The sequence below is a fragment of the Alkalinema sp. FACHB-956 genome (assembly GCF_014697025.1).
GTDB lineage: Bacteria > Cyanobacteriota > Cyanobacteriia > Leptolyngbyales > Leptolyngbyaceae > Alkalinema.
This window is the reverse complement of record NZ_JACJRC010000004.1, coordinates 148515-164584: the sequence shown is the minus strand read 5'-3', so window position 1 is coordinate 164584 and position 16070 is coordinate 148515. Positions and strand designations below refer to the sequence as shown.

13 protein-coding genes are annotated in these 16070 nt (G+C 51.7%); 4 read left to right on the top strand and 9 right to left on the bottom strand.

Going from position 1 to position 16070, the window contains the following annotated elements:
* Window positions 1-23: 23 nt before the first annotated feature.
* Both H6G21_RS07710 and H6G21_RS07705 read right to left on the bottom strand, forming a co-directional pair.
* Entirely contained in the window at window positions 24-944 is a 921-nt protein-coding gene (locus H6G21_RS07710; RefSeq protein ID WP_190572299.1) for a hypothetical protein, read from the bottom strand.
* A gap of 162 nt (window positions 945-1106) precedes the next feature.
* Entirely contained in the window at window positions 1107-1838 is a 732-nt protein-coding gene (locus H6G21_RS07705; protein ID WP_190572298.1) for a histidine phosphatase family protein, read from the bottom strand.
* A gap of 289 nt (window positions 1839-2127) precedes the next feature.
* Here H6G21_RS07705 and H6G21_RS07700 point away from each other — a divergent pair, with 289 nt between their 5' ends.
* Complete coding sequence (locus H6G21_RS07700; protein ID WP_190572486.1) at window positions 2128-2457, top strand: NAD(P)H-quinone oxidoreductase subunit M; 330 nt, start codon at window positions 2128-2130, stop codon at window positions 2455-2457.
* 26 nt (window positions 2458-2483) lie between these two features.
* Here the strand turns inward: H6G21_RS07700 and H6G21_RS07695 are convergent, their stop codons facing one another.
* The 3 genes from H6G21_RS07695 to H6G21_RS07685 form a co-directional block, all read right to left on the bottom strand.
* The gene (locus H6G21_RS07695) at window positions 2484-3500 is read right to left on the bottom strand and encodes a threo-3-hydroxy-L-aspartate ammonia-lyase (protein ID WP_190572296.1); all 1017 of its coding nucleotides are present in this window, start codon (window positions 3498-3500) and stop codon (window positions 2484-2486) included.
* A 19-nt stretch (window positions 3501-3519) separates the two neighbouring features.
* The gene (locus H6G21_RS07690) at window positions 3520-4188 is read right to left on the bottom strand and encodes a Uma2 family endonuclease (RefSeq protein WP_242041708.1); all 669 of its coding nucleotides are present in this window, start codon (window positions 4186-4188) and stop codon (window positions 3520-3522) included.
* 230 nt (window positions 4189-4418) lie between these two features.
* The gene (locus tag H6G21_RS07685) at window positions 4419-4718 is read right to left on the bottom strand and encodes a DUF4090 family protein (protein ID WP_190572295.1); all 300 of its coding nucleotides are present in this window, start codon (window positions 4716-4718) and stop codon (window positions 4419-4421) included.
* A gap of 232 nt (window positions 4719-4950) precedes the next feature.
* On the opposite strand from H6G21_RS07685, the gene serA reads away from it, so the two are divergent.
* Window positions 4951-6531 (top strand): phosphoglycerate dehydrogenase, encoded by a 1581-nt coding sequence (gene serA / locus H6G21_RS07680; RefSeq protein ID WP_190572293.1) that lies wholly within the window; start codon window positions 4951-4953, stop codon window positions 6529-6531.
* A gap of 195 nt (window positions 6532-6726) precedes the next feature.
* Window positions 6727-7623: a 50S ribosomal protein L11 methyltransferase gene (gene prmA / locus H6G21_RS07675; RefSeq protein ID WP_190572291.1), complete on the top strand. Its 897-nt coding sequence runs from the start codon at window positions 6727-6729 to the stop codon at window positions 7621-7623.
* Window positions 7624-7679: 56 nt separating this feature from the next.
* Here the strand turns inward: prmA and H6G21_RS07670 are convergent, their stop codons facing one another.
* The gene (locus tag H6G21_RS07670; protein ID WP_190572289.1) at window positions 7680-8285 is read right to left on the bottom strand and encodes a Uma2 family endonuclease; all 606 of its coding nucleotides are present in this window, start codon (window positions 8283-8285) and stop codon (window positions 7680-7682) included.
* A gap of 108 nt (window positions 8286-8393) precedes the next feature.
* Complete coding sequence (locus H6G21_RS07665; RefSeq protein ID WP_190572287.1) at window positions 8394-9503, bottom strand: hypothetical protein; 1110 nt, start codon at window positions 9501-9503, stop codon at window positions 8394-8396.
* 863 nt (window positions 9504-10366) lie between these two features.
* Between H6G21_RS07665 and H6G21_RS07660 the strand changes: the two genes are divergently transcribed.
* Window positions 10367-13498: a plasmid replication protein, CyRepA1 family gene (locus tag H6G21_RS07660; RefSeq protein WP_190572286.1), complete on the top strand. Its 3132-nt coding sequence runs from the start codon at window positions 10367-10369 to the stop codon at window positions 13496-13498.
* A gap of 146 nt (window positions 13499-13644) precedes the next feature.
* Here the strand turns inward: H6G21_RS07660 and H6G21_RS07655 are convergent, their stop codons facing one another.
* Together H6G21_RS07655 and H6G21_RS07650 are read right to left on the bottom strand one after the other, a co-directional pair.
* Entirely contained in the window at window positions 13645-14643 is a 999-nt protein-coding gene (locus H6G21_RS07655; protein ID WP_190572283.1) for a glycosyltransferase family 2 protein, read from the bottom strand.
* Window positions 14644-14653: 10 nt separating this feature from the next.
* Window positions 14654-15964 carry an aspartate aminotransferase family protein gene (locus H6G21_RS07650; protein ID WP_190572281.1) on the bottom strand — a complete coding sequence of 437 codons (1311 nt, stop codon included), beginning with the start codon at window positions 15962-15964 and terminating at the stop codon, window positions 14654-14656.
* Window positions 15965-16070 lie beyond the last annotated feature (106 nt).

The following is a 16070-nucleotide window of genomic DNA, read 5'->3' as shown; positions in this document are numbered from 1 at the left end:
GCGGATTCTGCAATCACGGAGCATTAACGGGCTTTCTGGAGAGCTGCCGTTTGATTGTTTTTATAACGACCTGTCCGATCCTGCGCCACACTGTACCGTTTATCGCTAGTGGGAACTTGGGCCATTAACTCCGAAGCTTTACCCCACTTGTCCGCGATCGCTTGCCATTCCCCAGGAGCCTGCGCCTTCGTGCCCTCAGTGGATGCTTCTTCGGCCAACCGCACCGCAGCCGCAAACGGATCAGCGATCGCGGAATTGCCGGGATTGGCCACTGGAGAGGTCGCCGTCTTCACGACTGCGGTGGAAGCATTGGTTGTGGCGGGGCTGGGCGCAACTGCAACCGGAGAAGCATTGGTAGAACTCGTGGTGGAATTGGTCGCAACTGTTTCGTTGGAGGCACCTTTGAGCCAATAGAAAAGTCCCCCTCCGAGCAATAACAGCAAAACGCTCAGCCCCAACCCACTCACCGTTCCGCGCCAAAATTGTTGTTTTTCGCGCTGTTGTCGAGGCGAGTGACTGTGGAAACTGGTGGATGGGCCAGAGAGAGATGCTTGCACATCCTCAAAGAAATACTTGATGACATTTTGCCGAGCCAACGTGATTTCCTTAGACCACAACACTTGACTATCCGGATCGCGATTAATTTCATCCAACCACAGCAGCTGTTGCTCTCTTACAATGCGGCTGTTGATATTCACGCGGCGAATACTGCGGGGAGAAATCTCTTCTAAAATCGTTTTAACCCGCTGGGGCAGCACTTCCACCGAGAGTTGCTCTTCCGTTTCCGCTTCACAGAGCAACTGCAACACCCGATTATCAAACACCGCACGAGTCCGAACCCCTAAATCTGCCAATTCATCATTCAGAACTTGAATGATGGCAGCAACGCTACCTTGGTGGGCTTGTTTCCGAATATCGTTGGCTGGGTTCACGGTGGTAGACATTAGGGCGGGACTTTCTAGAGCAACAAGAAAGAAAAACCTGACGATCGAGTTCCGAGCAACGGAATTTAGTGTTCATCATACCCGCTAGGGATCAAAACGGCTGTAGAAAAATCGGCTGAGAATGAGTGGGTGCCCGATCGCCCCGCTGTTGAGAAAAAGCAATTAGGGATTCTCTGTAAGGTGGCGGTAGTCATTGAATCGTCGAATTTGCCAAAGGTCGGTGTTATAGCGATTTTCATTGTCAAGGTGCCAGCGATCGTGGTCGATCCAGAACTCAAACATGGCCGTGTTGTGGGAGGAAATGCGCCAACTGCGATCGACCCCCAATACTTCCGCAATTAAATGGGGTAGAAATCCGCTGTGGGTAACAATCCAGAGGCGATCGCCATTTCTATGGCGCGTCAGAATTTTTTGGATGAAGCGATGGGCACGATCGCGAATTTCCTGTAAGGTTTCCGCTTCGGGCACCGGGATCCAATCAGGAGTAGATTCCAACTTGTGGCACAGGTCAGGATAACGAATGCGCGCCTCAGACCAGGTCAGTCCTTGAAAGATGCCATTGTGAAACTCCTTCAAGTCATCCATATAAGTAATGATGACTGGCTCCGCATCCACATCCGAAGTACTGGGGGCATTGGTGAGATCGCTAATGTAGGCGGGGGGATGACTTTGAAACGGCGCAAGGGCTAGCTTGGTGGTTTGCAGAGTACGGCGCAGCGGGCTACTGTAGACATGGGTGGGGATCCAACCTTCTTTCAGCAATGCCTGACCCAATTTTTCGGCCTGATGTTTGCCATGCTTAGTTAACGGGTATTCCCCTTGTCCCTGCATACGGCGTTCAATATTGCCTGTAGATTCTGCATGACGGATGAATAGAAGCTTTAGAAATTGCATGGTACTCAAACTCAGCCAGAACAAAAAGTGCAAACCCTAAACTGAAAACCCTACAAGCGCAAATCCTGCAAGTACACACCCTGCAAGTACACACCCTGCAAGTACACACCCTCATAAATTGCAACCACAATCGAGGACTCGATCATTCCGGGCTCGGACAGATCCTAGACACTAGAAAATTGTAGACATTAGAAATGGGAATGGTTGATGGGAGTAAATCCGATCGACGATCGCACTACAATAACCAAGAGGTCAATTTTCTAGTTTGACGGAATTCAGCCCTATGACGATGCTCAAATCCACGACGCGCCATATCCACATCTTCACGGCTTCAGTTGAAGACAACGAGCTGATTCCCAGTGAGAATGTCTTAACGCTGGATATTGATCCCGATAATGAATTCATTTGGAACGATGATGCCCTCCAGCAGGTGTACCAAAAGTTTGATGGGTTAGTCGAATCCTACAGCGGGGAAGAGTTGACGGACTACAACCTGCGCAAGATTGGCTCCGATTTAGAACATCTCGTTCGAGACTTGCTGCTCAAGGGAAAAATTTCCTACAACTTGAACACTCGGGCTCTCAACTACAGTATGGGTCTGCCTCGGGTTGAAGCGTAAGCAATTCGGTTGAAGGCGATTCAATTTCAAGAAAGTTCCCAGGTGAGCGGAAGTTTGGTTGATTTCCGCTCTTTTGGTGTAGCTTTTGCCAGGTATTTGGGGACTTGCTGAACGTCCAAGTTGCCGCCACTCACAATGACCCCGATGCGGGCACCGGGTTGGGAGATGACGCCTTCTAGGATCGCAGTCGCGGCTAAGGCTCCGGTCGGTTCCACGACGATTTTCAGCCGTTCCCAGAGGTAGATCATCGATCGGGCGATCGCGGCATCGCTGACCGTCACCATGTCATCCACAAGTTCTAGGACGATCGGAAAGGTCAGTTGCCCCAAGCTAGGCGTTCTGGCTCCATCGGCGATCGTGTTGGACTGTTCAATCCGTTGCAGTTTTCCCGTTTGAAACGATCGGGTGGCATCGTCGGCCAACTTAGGTTCGACACCAATGACTTGGCAGTGGGGTAACAGATGTTTGGTGGCGATCGCGCAGCCGGAAATCAGCCCCCCTCCGCCTACACAGACCAACATAAAATCGAGATCGCCCACTTCTTGGATTAATTCCTGGGCAGCGGTGCCTTGGCCAGCCATGGTGGGAATGTAGTCAAAGGGCGGGATCAGGGTTAGACCGCGAGTTTCCGCCAGTTCTTGGGTGACGGCTTCGCGGCTTTGGGTGGCCCGATCGTAGAGAATCACCTCCGCACCATAGTCCTGGGTGGCGGATTGCTTCACCGTTGGGGCATCACTGGGCATGACGATCGTGACGGGCGTTTGCAGCAGTTGTCCCGCCAGTGCTAAGGCTTGGCCATGGTTACCGGAGGAATAGGCGATCACCCCTGCTTGCCGTTGGGTGGGATCTAAGCTGGCGAGGGCATTGTAAGCACCGCGAAATTTAAAGGATCCCGTCCGCTGGAAATTTTCACACTTGAAAAAAACGGTGGCTCCCGTGCGGCGATCGATCTGCTGAGAGGTCAGAACGGGTGTGCGATGGGCCACTCCAGCAAGGCGATCGGCAGCGGCGCAAAGGTCAGCGTAGGCGAGGGGGAGACTCATGCAGAGGTCGCTGGGGTAGTCAAGGGGTTTGCAGGTTGGATCCGGGCGGTTCCGGGGCAGGGGGCGGAAAAATCACATCTTCATAAAGAGCCGTCACCGGGCAACGAAAGTCAATGCTAGCCAGTTCCAATTCATCCTTTCCCTGGAAAGTGTAGAGTTCCCAGCGATTCTGGGCATTGCGCCGAAAAATTTCCACCAGCACCCGATCCTGGGAAATCAAGACATATTCTTCCAGAGAGTCTAATTCCCGATAGGTTTCAAACTTCTTACCCGTATCGCGTAGCGTTTCCAAAGGAAAATCGTAGGCTTCTGTGGATGGGGACAGAATTTCGACCACCAATTTCGGGTGAGCCTTGAAATAATCTGTTTCGCGATCGCGGGGATCGCAGGTCACGATAAAGTCGGCGTAGTAATAGGTGTTGCGTTGAGCCACATGGGTTTTCATGTTTGCCCCATAGCCTCGACAGCCCTGTTTACGCATATGGGGAATCAGCAAGATAGGAATATTAACTCCGATCGTTTCGTGGGCATCACTAGCCCCTGCCATGGCGTAAACCTCGCCATCGACGTATTCATGCTTAATGAGACTCTGTTGCTCGCCTTTTAGATAGTCTTCTGGAGAGATGTAGTCGATCTGACGACTGGCAACCATGGCGATCGCTCCCTTAGCTTGAGAACTCGTTTTCAAGAATTCGCTGAATATCGCTGCTGAATATGCCTACTGACTATCCCCATTGTAATGAAGCGATCGGGAAAATCCTAGCCAACAACGAACATTTGTACCTGTAAGATAGCGAGAATGACTGCGGGTTTCTGGGAGATCCTCACGATCGCAAGAGCAGCGGGAAGCATATCCCGCCTAGCTCTTCACGGGATCACTTAGAACGGCCTACAGCATTTGCAACGACTGGGTTACAACTATTTGCCGCCGTAGAAAAAGGCGACTTCTTTTTCCTTGAGGGTGGCAAATCCAGCCGTTTCCAACATTTGATTCAGCTCATCCTGGGGAATGTGCTTGGCTCCGATGCGGACAATCCGGGAACGCATGGTGTTGGAAACGCCGCTCCGTTGCCGTCCAGCCTCCAAAGCCATGACCTTGTGATAAAGATCGAGCTTTTCCGCAGGAATGGGCGAACCGTCAAAGTCGATGCCATTGGCGATCGCGACATCGATCGCGTCTGCGCCCTTAGTGGAGGATTGCGAAGTTGGTTCAGACATAAATTACCAAAAATGACCTGGATAACTGGGGATCCCAACCGGGCTAAACCCAGGGAATCTGTCCAGAGTCATTCTATCGGCTTGGGGAATCCCAAAAACTTCTAGTCAATTCTCCCAAGGCCGTTGCCGCAATGCCTTAGAATAACCTACTGAGGAATTTCTAATCATTTACGATCGCTGCCGATCGCCCATTAGATTAGGTTTTCAGCGTTCTCTTAGCAGCACCGCGATTATGCCAAAGGTTCTTGTTTCTGATCCCATTGATCAGGTCGGGATTGATATTCTGTCCCAGGTTGCCCAAGTAGACGTCAACACCAGCCTGTCTGCTGAGGAATTAGTGAAAGTCATTGGCGAGTATGATGCGCTAATGATCCGGTCTGGAACGCGAGTGACTAAGGACGTTATCGAAGCGGGCAGTAACCTCAAAATCATTGGCCGTGCAGGGGTTGGGGTTGATAACGTAGATGTCCCCGCTGCCACCCGCAAAGGGATTGTGGTCGTCAACTCGCCGGAAGGAAACACGATCGCCGCCGCCGAGCATACTCTGGCGATGATGATGTCCCTATCCCGCTACATTCCGGCGGCCAATGAGTCGATGAAGGCCGGGAAGTGGGATCGCAAAAGCTTTACGGGCGTCGAAGTCTATAAAAAAATTCTCGGGGTCGTGGGGCTAGGCAAGATCGGTGCCCACGTTGCCACCGTTGCCAAAGCCATGGGCATGACGATCCTGGCCTATGACCCGTTTATCTCCAAAGAACGGGCCGAACAACTGGGCTGTAAGCTCGTGGAATTGGATACCCTCCTGCGCGAGGCAGATTACATTACCCTGCACATTCCCAAAACCTCGGAAACCGCCAACTTGATCGATGAAACCTCGATCGCCAAGATGAAGCCGACGGTACGGATCATCAACTGCGCTCGCGGGGGCATTATCAACGAGGCTGCCCTGGCCAAAGCCCTAGAAGAAGGTCGCATTGCCGGGGCCGCTCTGGACGTATTTGACGCGGAGCCCCTGGGAGAATCGCCCCTGCGCGCCTTGGGTAAAGATCTCGTGCTGACTCCCCACTTGGGCGCTTCCACGGAAGAGGCTCAGGTGAATGTGGCGATCGACGTTGCGGAGCAAATCCGGGATGTGTTGCTGGGACTGCCCGCGCGATCGGCGGTGAATATCCCCGGTCTGCGTCCGGATGTGTTGGAAGCGCTGAAGCCTTACCTGCAACTGGCCGAAACCCTGGGCAACCTGGTCAGCCAATTGGCCGGAGGTCGGATCGATTCCCTCAACATCGGCCTGCGGGGCGAACTAGCTACGAACCAAAGCCAACCGATCGTCATTGCAGCCCTAAAAGGCTTACTGTCCCATGCCTTGCAGGAGCGGGTGAACTACGTCAACGCCAGCATCGAAGCCAAGGAGCGCGGCATCCATGTGATTGAAACGCGCGATGCTTCCGTGAAGGATTACTCCGGATCGCTGATGCTGACGGCCAAAGGAGCCCTGGGTGAGCATTCCGTCAGTGGGGCTCTGCTAGGGGATGGCGAAATGCGGGTCATCAGCATTGATGAGTTCCCGGTCAACGTGCCGCCGAACAAGTACATGCTGTTCACCCTGCACCGCGACATGCCTGGGATTATTGGCCGGATTGGCTCCCTGTTGGGCGATCTGAATGTCAATATCGCCAGTATGCAAGTGGGCCGGAAGATCGTCCGGGGTGATGCAGTCATGGTGCTGATGGTGGATGATCCCCTGCCGGAGAATACCGTTGAGGAAATCAAACGGATTTCGGGGATTCGAGACGCCTACACTGTGACGCTCTAGCGCCTGTCCCGATCGGTCATGATTGCCCAGCTAGCTTCGCAGCATGACCGATCGGACATCAACCGAGATCGACCGTTTTGAGCTAGTAAAGCCTGAGTTTTGGGTGATGCTTGCTAACTGCCGGGACGCTACAACCGGACTTCAAAACTCAAAACTCAGACCTTTCTCCTCAAAATTTAGGAACTCTGGCAAACCATGGCAAATAGTTGGTGGGAAATTCAAGTTTTGTGCACCATTCCCCTGGAAGAAGGAATGTGTTGGCGCTTGGAGGAATTTGGTTGTAAGGGCACCTCAAGCCAACGGATGGGAACCTCTTCCGTCGTTTCTGGCTATTTACCCCAGGTTCAAGCCCATGTCCTCGATCTCTCTGCCTTGGCCATGCAAATTCGCCAGGATGCGCTGTGCCTGGAGCAGCCCCATCCCGTTGTGCGGTGGAGCCTGATTGACGAGGAAGATTGGGCCAGCAGTTGGAAAGCCTATTGGCAACCCCAGGAGATCGGCGATCGCCTTTTGATCCATCCAGCTTGGTTACCGCTGCCAGAACACACCGATCGCATCATTCTGAAATTAGAACCCGGTGTGGCCTTTGGCACCGGAGACCATGCCACAACGCAGCTTTGTTTGGAAGCGTTGGAAATGCGCTTGGCGGAAGAGCCCGAAAAGATTGTTATTGCAGATATTGGCTGTGGATCCGGAATTCTCTCCGTGGGTGCTCTACTCATGGGCGCGAAGAAAGCCTATGCCGTCGATACGGATCCACTCGCGGTCAAGGCAACCTTAGAAAATATTGAATTAAATCAAATGGATCCTAACCGCTTATCCGTGGCGGAAGGGAGTGTGGAAACCCTAGTCAACATGGTGCCAGAGCCCGTTGACGGCATTGTTTGTAACATTCTCGCCCATGTGATTGTGGAACTGATTCCCCAGTGGACGCCGATCGTCAAGCAAGAAACCTGGGGCATCCTCAGCGGCATTTTACTGGAGCAAGCGAAGGCCGTGGCGGATGCGCTGGAAGGCAATGGCTGGTTTGTGGCAGCGCTGTGGAAACGGGGCGAATGGTGCTGCATGAATATTCGCCGGATGAATGACTGAGATAAGAACGATTAGAGTGGGGGCAAGAGCGAACTAGGATCTCTCAGACCAGGATTTCAACGGGGCAGAATATCGTCCAACCGAAGGTGCAGGTTGGGTAAAAGTGGGGATTGAATCCATTCTCCTAGCCGATATTGATGGAACTCATAATCATCCCCTTGGAGCTGACAGACAGTAAAAGTCGGTTGCTTAGGTTTGCCAATAAAGGCAACCCCACCCAATCCCCGGTAGTCTACAATCCAATATTCAGGAATGCCTAGCATGGCATATTCCTCCACTTTACGGGCGTAGTCCGTTTCCCAGTTGGTACTGACTACTTCCACAACTAGTTTGATCGATCGACCTAGGGTGATGACGGGCTGTTGTTGCCAGAGGGGTTCGCTGGGCAGTGCCGTTTCATCAAGAACCACAATATCTGGGCGACGGGCCGTTGCCACCTCTGCAAAGGGACGGATAAGACAAGTGCGCGGAATAAACCAAGGGTGTTGAGCCTGGGCGATCGCGATTCCAATGCAAGTTGCTAGCTTTCCACCAACCGTTTCATGGGGGCCAGTGAGTTCCATACTGATCAATTTCCCGTCAGCAAGTTCATAGTACAAATCTTCAGCGTACTGAGTCACGAATTGCCCAAAGGATAATTGCTGAGCGGAGGGATAGGTCATAGCGAATTGCTCTACGGTTAACTACGATTTTGACAATCCAACTTGAGCAAAACTACGATCGATCCCTAATTGCACTAAATTACATTCCAAAGTTAACTGTATCGCGATCTAACTGCAACGTAACATTTCTGGATTGATTTGGAATTGAATGCTATTGATTTTGCGCTTACCGGGTAGTTCCTGGGCACCGAGTAAATACTGCTCCTGCTTCAATTCTTCGATCGTGCGCCAGAAGATTTGATTATTGCGGGAACTGTTGCTGCCTAGGAGATCTAAATTTTTAAACAAGTACTGTTTCGAGATAATCATGTATTGCCCATCCTGGGGATTATCCCATTTCATACGACTGGCTAAATACACTAACAATCGCGTTTTATAATCATTCTTCGTCGTGTTACCCAAGCGTTGTGTGATGTTAAAGGAATGGGGAAACAGTAGGTAATCATTGCTACGACTAATGCCATCGAAAAATTGCAATTCGATCGTATAGGAATCTGCTAATTCGTAAGTGTAGTCAGCCGCGTGGAAAATATCAAATTTCTTGGCTTTACCACCCACTTCCCAGTCATGGATTTTCAGAATATTTTGAATCTTGATTTTGGGATTCGCCACCCCCTTGCGTGGTGCGTGGGAAAACATTAATTCCGTGCGATGGAGAGCGACTAAATCCCGGTGTAGTTGCGATCGCAACTTCGAGGCAAATCCGCCATCCTTCGTGCGGGTGTAGCCCAATTTTTCTAACAAATCATTGGACTGGAGCGTTAGGGTTGGCTGCTGCCCCTGCTGAGCGGCGAGGGCATAGAGATGGAGCAAAATTGCAACCTGGCGCGGATTCAAAAACGTCATGACACCATTCAGCAACCTTTGGATCCGACGATCGTCCACTTGAGTTAAACCCTGACTCAAGCCCTTTTCCAGGCTGCCAGACCCCGCAAGATTCAGTTGAGCATAAACATCCTGGAGCTGGTACCAAGCCTCCTCCGTCAGGTTATCTAGGGGGACTCGGCGCGTAATTGCCACTTCACTACTATCGGTAGTGTCTGCCTCCACCCGCATCTCCAAATAATAGCCATCTGGATCCGATCGAAACATCGGCGATCGCACATCGGGGTTGCGCAAAGATGCCCCCGCCCGAGGCAATAGCATGAGCAACTGTCCATCGACGGGAAAAGCAGCCGTTGAAGTTTTCCACAGGGAATGGGATGCAGAGGTAGACATGGGTGAATGATCTGGCAAATGATCTAGCGAAGGATCTAACGAGCAAAAGATTACGGGGCAAGCGATCGCGGGGATTTTGGGGTTGTAGCCGGAATGCAGGAACAACCGGATCCGGATTTACCACTACACCATATCTAGGGGTGTGGTGACTCCGTGTAGTCAGAATACACTGCATCTAGGAAAACGATCGTAACTCCTGCGTATATTTTGATCAAAAAAATCTGTGACTTTAGCGGATACTTGGATCCGGTTTTTGTAGCGGGTGCAATGGGAAAACCTGTAACGATCGCGTCCAATTATCACCCATAACGCCCCCGTCTAGATCGGCTGATCTGATCCACTGATCTGCATTGGGATCATTCAGCGATCTGTAACTTTCTCGTTCAACTTTCACCGATCAGGGTTGGGGTGATCCAGGCTTTCCTGTAACATTCCCGTCCACAATTTACCTGTAACTTTTACGGATCACTTAACTGTAACTCCTGCGGATCAAGCCCTCTTGCCGCTGCGATCACCCCTTGAGATCCCAAATTTTCAGTGTTACGGTATTGCCCGTGATGGGTAGCTACCACCTACCCAAGCTGAGTTCTTACCAAGCTCAGTCAAATCACCGACAAGTCAACCACTTGTCAATCAACAGCCTGTCAATCAACCACTTGTCAATCAACAACCTGTTCAATCATTTGAACCTTGTTCTGTAGCTTGTTCTGAAACTAACCTTGTCCTCCCCGCTTGCCGGAATTGTCTGGTCTACCACCCAAATAATTCCCAAAGCAAAACCCCTCGCGCTTCCCTACCACAGTTAGCCCAAGGGGTACTTGTTCAACCTTGTCATCCCAATTTGCGTTGGGATATCTGTCCTTATGCAAAAGAATTGTATCAGGAGTTGCGGCTCTCGGCTAGAGTCGCGCGGTTTTCTGCATTCAAATTCTAGAGATTTAGCTTGGGATTCTGCGATTTCTCGCCTAGGCAGCGCCGTTGCATCCGACCACGAACAGGAGTGGATTGCTAGCGCTGTCGATCCGGCGATCGTGCGATTAAACGTGGAAACACTGACGGACACAGCCGTCGATCGCTATTCCCACGAAGTGAGTTACCCCATCGCAGAACGTTTGAACTGGGGGATAAAACGGTTTGGGCAACAGTCACGGGTTAACCTACGCGGCTGGTGGGTCAGTGGCGTTGATCCGCTGAACGGCTGGCAAAAAATGCAGTGGGGACGCTTTAAACCCGATGCCGATACGCCAGTGATCGATCGAGAAAAGGGACAACCGGCTAAATACCTCAGTCCCAGTTTGGGCAAAGGTTCCAGTCGTTTAACGTTATTGGAAGTTCCGTTTAAGGTTTGGCAAAGGGTTGCGGATCGATCGAGCATTGCCATTGCGAAAGCTGATCTGAAGCTCGGATTTTGGCATTGGGTTTGGAAAAATAATGTTCCCGTGGTGTTAACCGAAGGCGAAAAAAAGGCCGGTTGCTTGCTGACGGCGGGCTATGCCGCGATCGCCTTACCGGGAATTTTTGGGGGATACCGACGGGAAGGCAACCAGTTAATTCCTGAACTGGAGTTTTTTACCCAATCACCCTCACAGGATGATGCTGGTAAATCGGGTCGGGATTTCTACATTTGTTTTGACTTTGAAACCCGTCCCAAGGTTGTGCAAGCGATCGCGATCGCCATTTCCAAATTAGGAACCTTGCTAAATCGGGCTAGTGGTACCGTAAAGGTCATTACCTTGCCGGGGCCGCAAAAAGGGGTCGATGATTTCGTGGCGGAGTGGGGTGTTGAGGAATTTGCAGCGCTGTATCGCAACGCGGAAACGTTAGATTACTGGCAAGCTGGACGGCTATGGGCTTTGACGCATCCGCCCACCGTTCAGTTAAGCCAAGCCTATTTAGGAGAAATTGATTACCCAACGACGGGTTTAGTTTGCTTAAAAAGCCCCAAGGGAACGGGCAAGACGACTTCACTTCAGCGGTTGGTGCAGGGCGCGATCTCCGACGATCGTAAAGTGCTCGTGATTACCCACCGCATTCAACTGGGGCGATCGATTTGCCATAGTCTTGGCATTGACTGGATTACTAACTTGACCAATGGCAGTGCGAACAATACTGAATTTCGCGGCTATGGCCTTTGCATTGACTCGCTCCATCCCCTCTCCCAAGCGCATTTCGATCCACAAGCCTGGGAAGGGGCGATCGTCATTCTGGATGAAGTCGAGCAAGTGCTGTGGCATGCGCTGAACAGTACAACTTGCTACAGCCAGCGGGTCAAAATTCTGGCAACGCTGAAGGAATTGGTGCAGGTTGTCCTGTCTAGCGGTGGGTTGATTGTGGCACAGGATGCCGATCTCTCTGACATTAGCGTCGATTATCTTTTGAGTTTGGCGGAAACGCCGATCACCCCTTGGCTCGTCGTCAACAATTGGCAACCAACAAAAATCCAGCACACCTATATATATGACACAAAAAATCCTGCACCGTTAATTGCCAAGATGGAACAGGCGATCGAACTTGGCCCAGTCTTTGTTTGCTTGGATTCCCAAAAGGCAAAGAGTCGTTGGAGTTCCCGCAATTTAGAAACCTACCTACACCAACGTTTTCCCGAAAAACGGATTTTACGGATTGATAGTGAAACGGTTTCCAGCGCCGATCACCCCGCCTACGCCATCGCCAATGATATCAATGCCAAGATTGCCCAGTACGACATCGTCTTGGCAACGCCGACGATCGGAACTGGCGTTTCGATCGATCTACAAAACCATTTCCAAGCCGTCTTTGGCATTTTCCAAGGGGTGATGTCCGATGCGGAGTCACGGCAATCCTTAGCACGGGTACGCGATCAGGTCCCTCGTTACGTCTGGTCGGCAAAATACGGCCTCGGCAAAATTGGCAACGGCAGTTGTTTCTATCGCGACATTGCCCAATCCACAACCAAGGCCGTGAAGTATAACGTGATGTTGTTGAAGGAAGTGGATTTTGATCTCGATCGCCAAACCGATCCGATCGCCCTGCGTACTTGGTCGAAAATGGCAGCACGGGTCAATTTCTCCCTGTGGAATTTTCGAGGGGAATTGCAAAACGGGCTGAGTCGCGAAGGTCATCAGTTGGTGGTTGTGACCGATAACGCAGACAAAATTCTTGGCGCAACGGCTTCTTCCGTCGCCTATTACGAATTAGTCAGCGGTCAACGGCAAGTGCCGGGATTTGAATTTTTGCCCGTCAATCATGACCTAGGTCAGATCGATCGAATCGCCCAGCAAATCACCGAGATTCGTAATTACAACCAGCAGGCAGATGCTGAGGCCATTTCCGAGTCACCGGAACTGAGCCGTCAGGAATATCAGGCCATGCGAGAAACCCGATCGCGCACGACGCAACAACGTCATAGTCAGCGTAAACATGAACTGAAAAACCGCTATCCCGTTTCGATCACACCGGAGTTAACACTCAAGGATGAGCAGGGGTGGCACAGTCAGTTACGGCTGCACTACTATCTCATCCACGATCCGTTATTTGTGCGGTTGCGGGATTTACAAGCCTGGGAAGATCATCTCAGTCGCGGCAATGGCAATGTGGCGTTACAGGATGTAAAGCTGTTGACGGCACAGGTCGAAATCCTCAAAGCGCTAGGGGTTGTCAACTTGCTCGATCCAGAACGAAAAACTAGATCAACAGACCTAGATGTGCAGGAAATGCACGCGACGATCCTGGCCCATCGCCAAGATATCAAGCTGTTATTCGGACTGAAGATTACCGATCGCATGGCTCCGATCACCATGATTCAAGCCTTGCTGAATAAATTAGATGTCAAACTGGTCTGCATTTCCCGCGATCGGGCTCCCGATGGGCGACGGGGTGGCCTGCGCGTGTATCGCTATGTACCTCCAACGGACGAACGGGAAACGATTTTTGCCCAGTGGCAACAGCAAGATGAGGCGCTATTACAGGCGGTTAGCAGTTCCAGCAATTCGGTCGCAGGGAATGCTGCGGGGTGAAGCATCACCGCCTGAATCCGGGGGATCAAAATTTGTGCTGATACCAGCATTCAGCCAGCGAAAAATTGAAGATGTCCTTCGAGCTAACACGAGATGTATTCGGGAGTAGACCCATTTTTAGGGATATCCCAATGCATCTTGTTTTTCTATCTGGCCTCTTGAGATTCGTTCGATCTAGATCGGGCGTTCCCTGCCAAGGGCGAGTCTAGGGCTGTAAAACCCGCGATTTCAGATACGGTATACAGCGGACGGCCCTGCACCTGTTCATAAATGCGCCCAATGTATTCGCCCAGAATGCCAATGCTGACCAGTTGCACTGCACCTAAAAAGAAAATTGCCACCAGAATCAAGGTAAAACCCGTTAGGGGAGAGTGCGGGACAAAGATCCGCCAATACAGCACCAACACCGCCATGCATAGCGCCACAAATGCGGCCAGTAATCCCATATAGGTCGAAAGGCGCAGGGGAACCTGGGAAAAGGAAACCAGCCCGTTAATGGCTAGGGCCAAAGACTTCCGAAAGGTATATTTCACCTCGCCCGCAAACCGAGGATCGCGCTCAAAGGTGACCGCTGTTTGCTGAAACCCCACCCACGATCGTAATCCTCGCAGATAACGGTTACGTTCCGGCATGGCGTTGAGGATATCGACCACGCTGCGATCGAGCAGACAAAAATCGCCGGTATCCGTGGGAATATCCACATCGGCCAGCTGTTTCAGCAGGCGATAGAACACATAGGCCGTTGTCCGTTTAAACCAGCCTTCGCGATGGCGTTTCAGCCGTTGGGCATAGACGACTTGATAGCCCTCCCGCCAGCGATCGAGCATTTCAGGAATCAACTCCGGGGGATCTTGCAGATCGGCATCCAGAATCACAGCCACTTTGCCGCGTACAAAATTGAGGCCCGCAGTCACCGCAATTTGGTGGCCAAAATTCCGGGCCAGGTTAATGTAACAGACCCGATCGTCCTGATGATGCAATTGCCGCAGAATCGCCAAACTACGATCGCGACTCCCATCATTGACCAGAATCAACTCCGTTGGCCCATCCAATCGATCGATCAGCGATCGTAAGCGGCTGTAGAGTTCCGGCAGGGTTTCTTCCTCGTTGTAAATTGGAATCACCAGGGAATAGACGGGATTCATACTGCCCTCGCTACAGCGTTTTTAAGATGTTGCGCAGATGATCGACCATTTGATCGATCTGGGATTTCTCCACAATCAGAGGCGGCGATAGGGCAATAATGTCGCCAGTGACACGAATCAATAATCCGGTCTCAAAACAGTTCACCAAGGCTTGGTAGGCGCGCTGTCCCGGTTGATTGGGGTAAGGTTCTAATTCAATGCCTGCCATTAAGCCCAGATTGCGAATGTCGATAATGCCAGGAATGCCCTTGAGGGAATGCACCGCTTCCTGCCAGTAGGGAGCCAGTTCCCGCGCCCGATCGAACAATCCTTCCTGTTCGTAAATCTCTAAGGTCGCTTGGGCGGCAGCACAGGCTAGGGGATGGCCAGAATAGGTATAGCCATGGAACAGTTCGATCGCGGTTTCTGGCCCCTGCATAAAGGCATCATATATATATTGTCGAGCGAAGACAGCCCCCATGGGAATCGTCCCGTTGGTCAGACCTTTCGCAGCAGTGATCAAATCGGGCATCACGCCAAAATAGTCCGCTGCAAACGCTGTGCCCAATCGTCCAAAGCCGGTAATCACTTCATCAAAAATTAAAAGAATGCCATGGCGATCGCACAGGGCTCGCAACCGCTCCAGATATCCCTTAGGTGGAATCAGAACACCCGTTGATCCGGCAACAGGTTCGACAATGACGGCTGCAATTGTGGAGGAATCGTGCAGAGCAACGAGCCGTTCTAACTCATCGGCCAAATGATCACCCCATTCCGGTTGCCCTGGGGTAAATGCATTCTGCGCTAGATTGTGCGTGTGGGGTAAATGATCAACACCCGGAATGAGATTGCTAGCAAACACTTTACGATTGGAGCCAATCCCCCCCACAGACATGCCCCCAAAGCCCACGCCATGGTAGCCCCGTTCCCGACCAATCAAGCGGGTGCGGCTGGCATCTCCCCGAGCACGGTGGTAGGCGATCGCGATTTTTAAGGCGGTATCAACGGATTCTGCGCCGGAGTTTGTAAAAAAGACTGCGTTGAGATCCCCCGGTAAGAGTTTCGACAAACGATCGGCCAATTCAAAGGCGATCGGGTGACCCATTTGAAACGTCGGCGCGTAATCGAGGGTGGCCGCCTGTTTCTGAATCGCTTGGGTGATGGGTTCTCGGCAATGGCCTGCATTAACACACCAGAGGCCCGCAGTGCCATCTAAAATCTGCCGACCATCCACCGATTGGTAATACATGCCCTGGGCCGAGGCCAGCAGCCTTGGATTGGCTTTGAACTGGCGATTGGCGGTAAAGGGCATCCAAAATGCGTCAAGGGAGGATAGCGTCATCGGTGGAGCAATGGGAAGGGGATTGGACAACGGTTAGACAACGGGTCGATTCGATCGCAAGTATGACCATCGCCCACTGAATCCCATCATCCTACAATCTCGGTTC

Coding starts and splice junctions, on each gene's coding strand:
- H6G21_RS07710 (WP_190572299.1), bottom strand. CDS start 944: ATGTCTACCACCGTGAACCCAGCCAACGATATTCGGAAACAAGCCCAC.
- H6G21_RS07705 (WP_190572298.1), bottom strand. CDS start 1,838: ATGCAATTTCTAAAGCTTCTATTCATCCGTCATGCAGAATCTACAGGC.
- H6G21_RS07700 (WP_190572486.1), top strand. CDS start 2,128: ATGCTCAAATCCACGACGCGCCATATCCACATCTTCACGGCTTCAGTT.
- H6G21_RS07695 (WP_190572296.1), bottom strand. CDS start 3,500: ATGAGTCTCCCCCTCGCCTACGCTGACCTTTGCGCCGCTGCCGATCGC.
- H6G21_RS07685 (WP_190572295.1), bottom strand. CDS start 4,718: ATGTCTGAACCAACTTCGCAATCCTCCACTAAGGGCGCAGACGCGATC.
- serA (WP_190572293.1), top strand. CDS start 4,951: ATGCCAAAGGTTCTTGTTTCTGATCCCATTGATCAGGTCGGGATTGAT.
- prmA (WP_190572291.1), top strand. CDS start 6,727: ATGGCAAATAGTTGGTGGGAAATTCAAGTTTTGTGCACCATTCCCCTG.
- H6G21_RS07670 (WP_190572289.1), bottom strand. CDS start 8,285: ATGACCTATCCCTCCGCTCAGCAATTATCCTTTGGGCAATTCGTGACT.
- H6G21_RS07665 (WP_190572287.1), bottom strand. CDS start 9,503: ATGTCTACCTCTGCATCCCATTCCCTGTGGAAAACTTCAACGGCTGCT.
- H6G21_RS07660 (WP_190572286.1), top strand. CDS start 10,367: ATGCAAAAGAATTGTATCAGGAGTTGCGGCTCTCGGCTAGAGTCGCGC.
- H6G21_RS07655 (WP_190572283.1), bottom strand. CDS start 14,643: ATGAATCCCGTCTATTCCCTGGTGATTCCAATTTACAACGAGGAAGAA.
- H6G21_RS07650 (WP_190572281.1), bottom strand. CDS start 15,964: ATGACGCTATCCTCCCTTGACGCATTTTGGATGCCCTTTACCGCCAAT.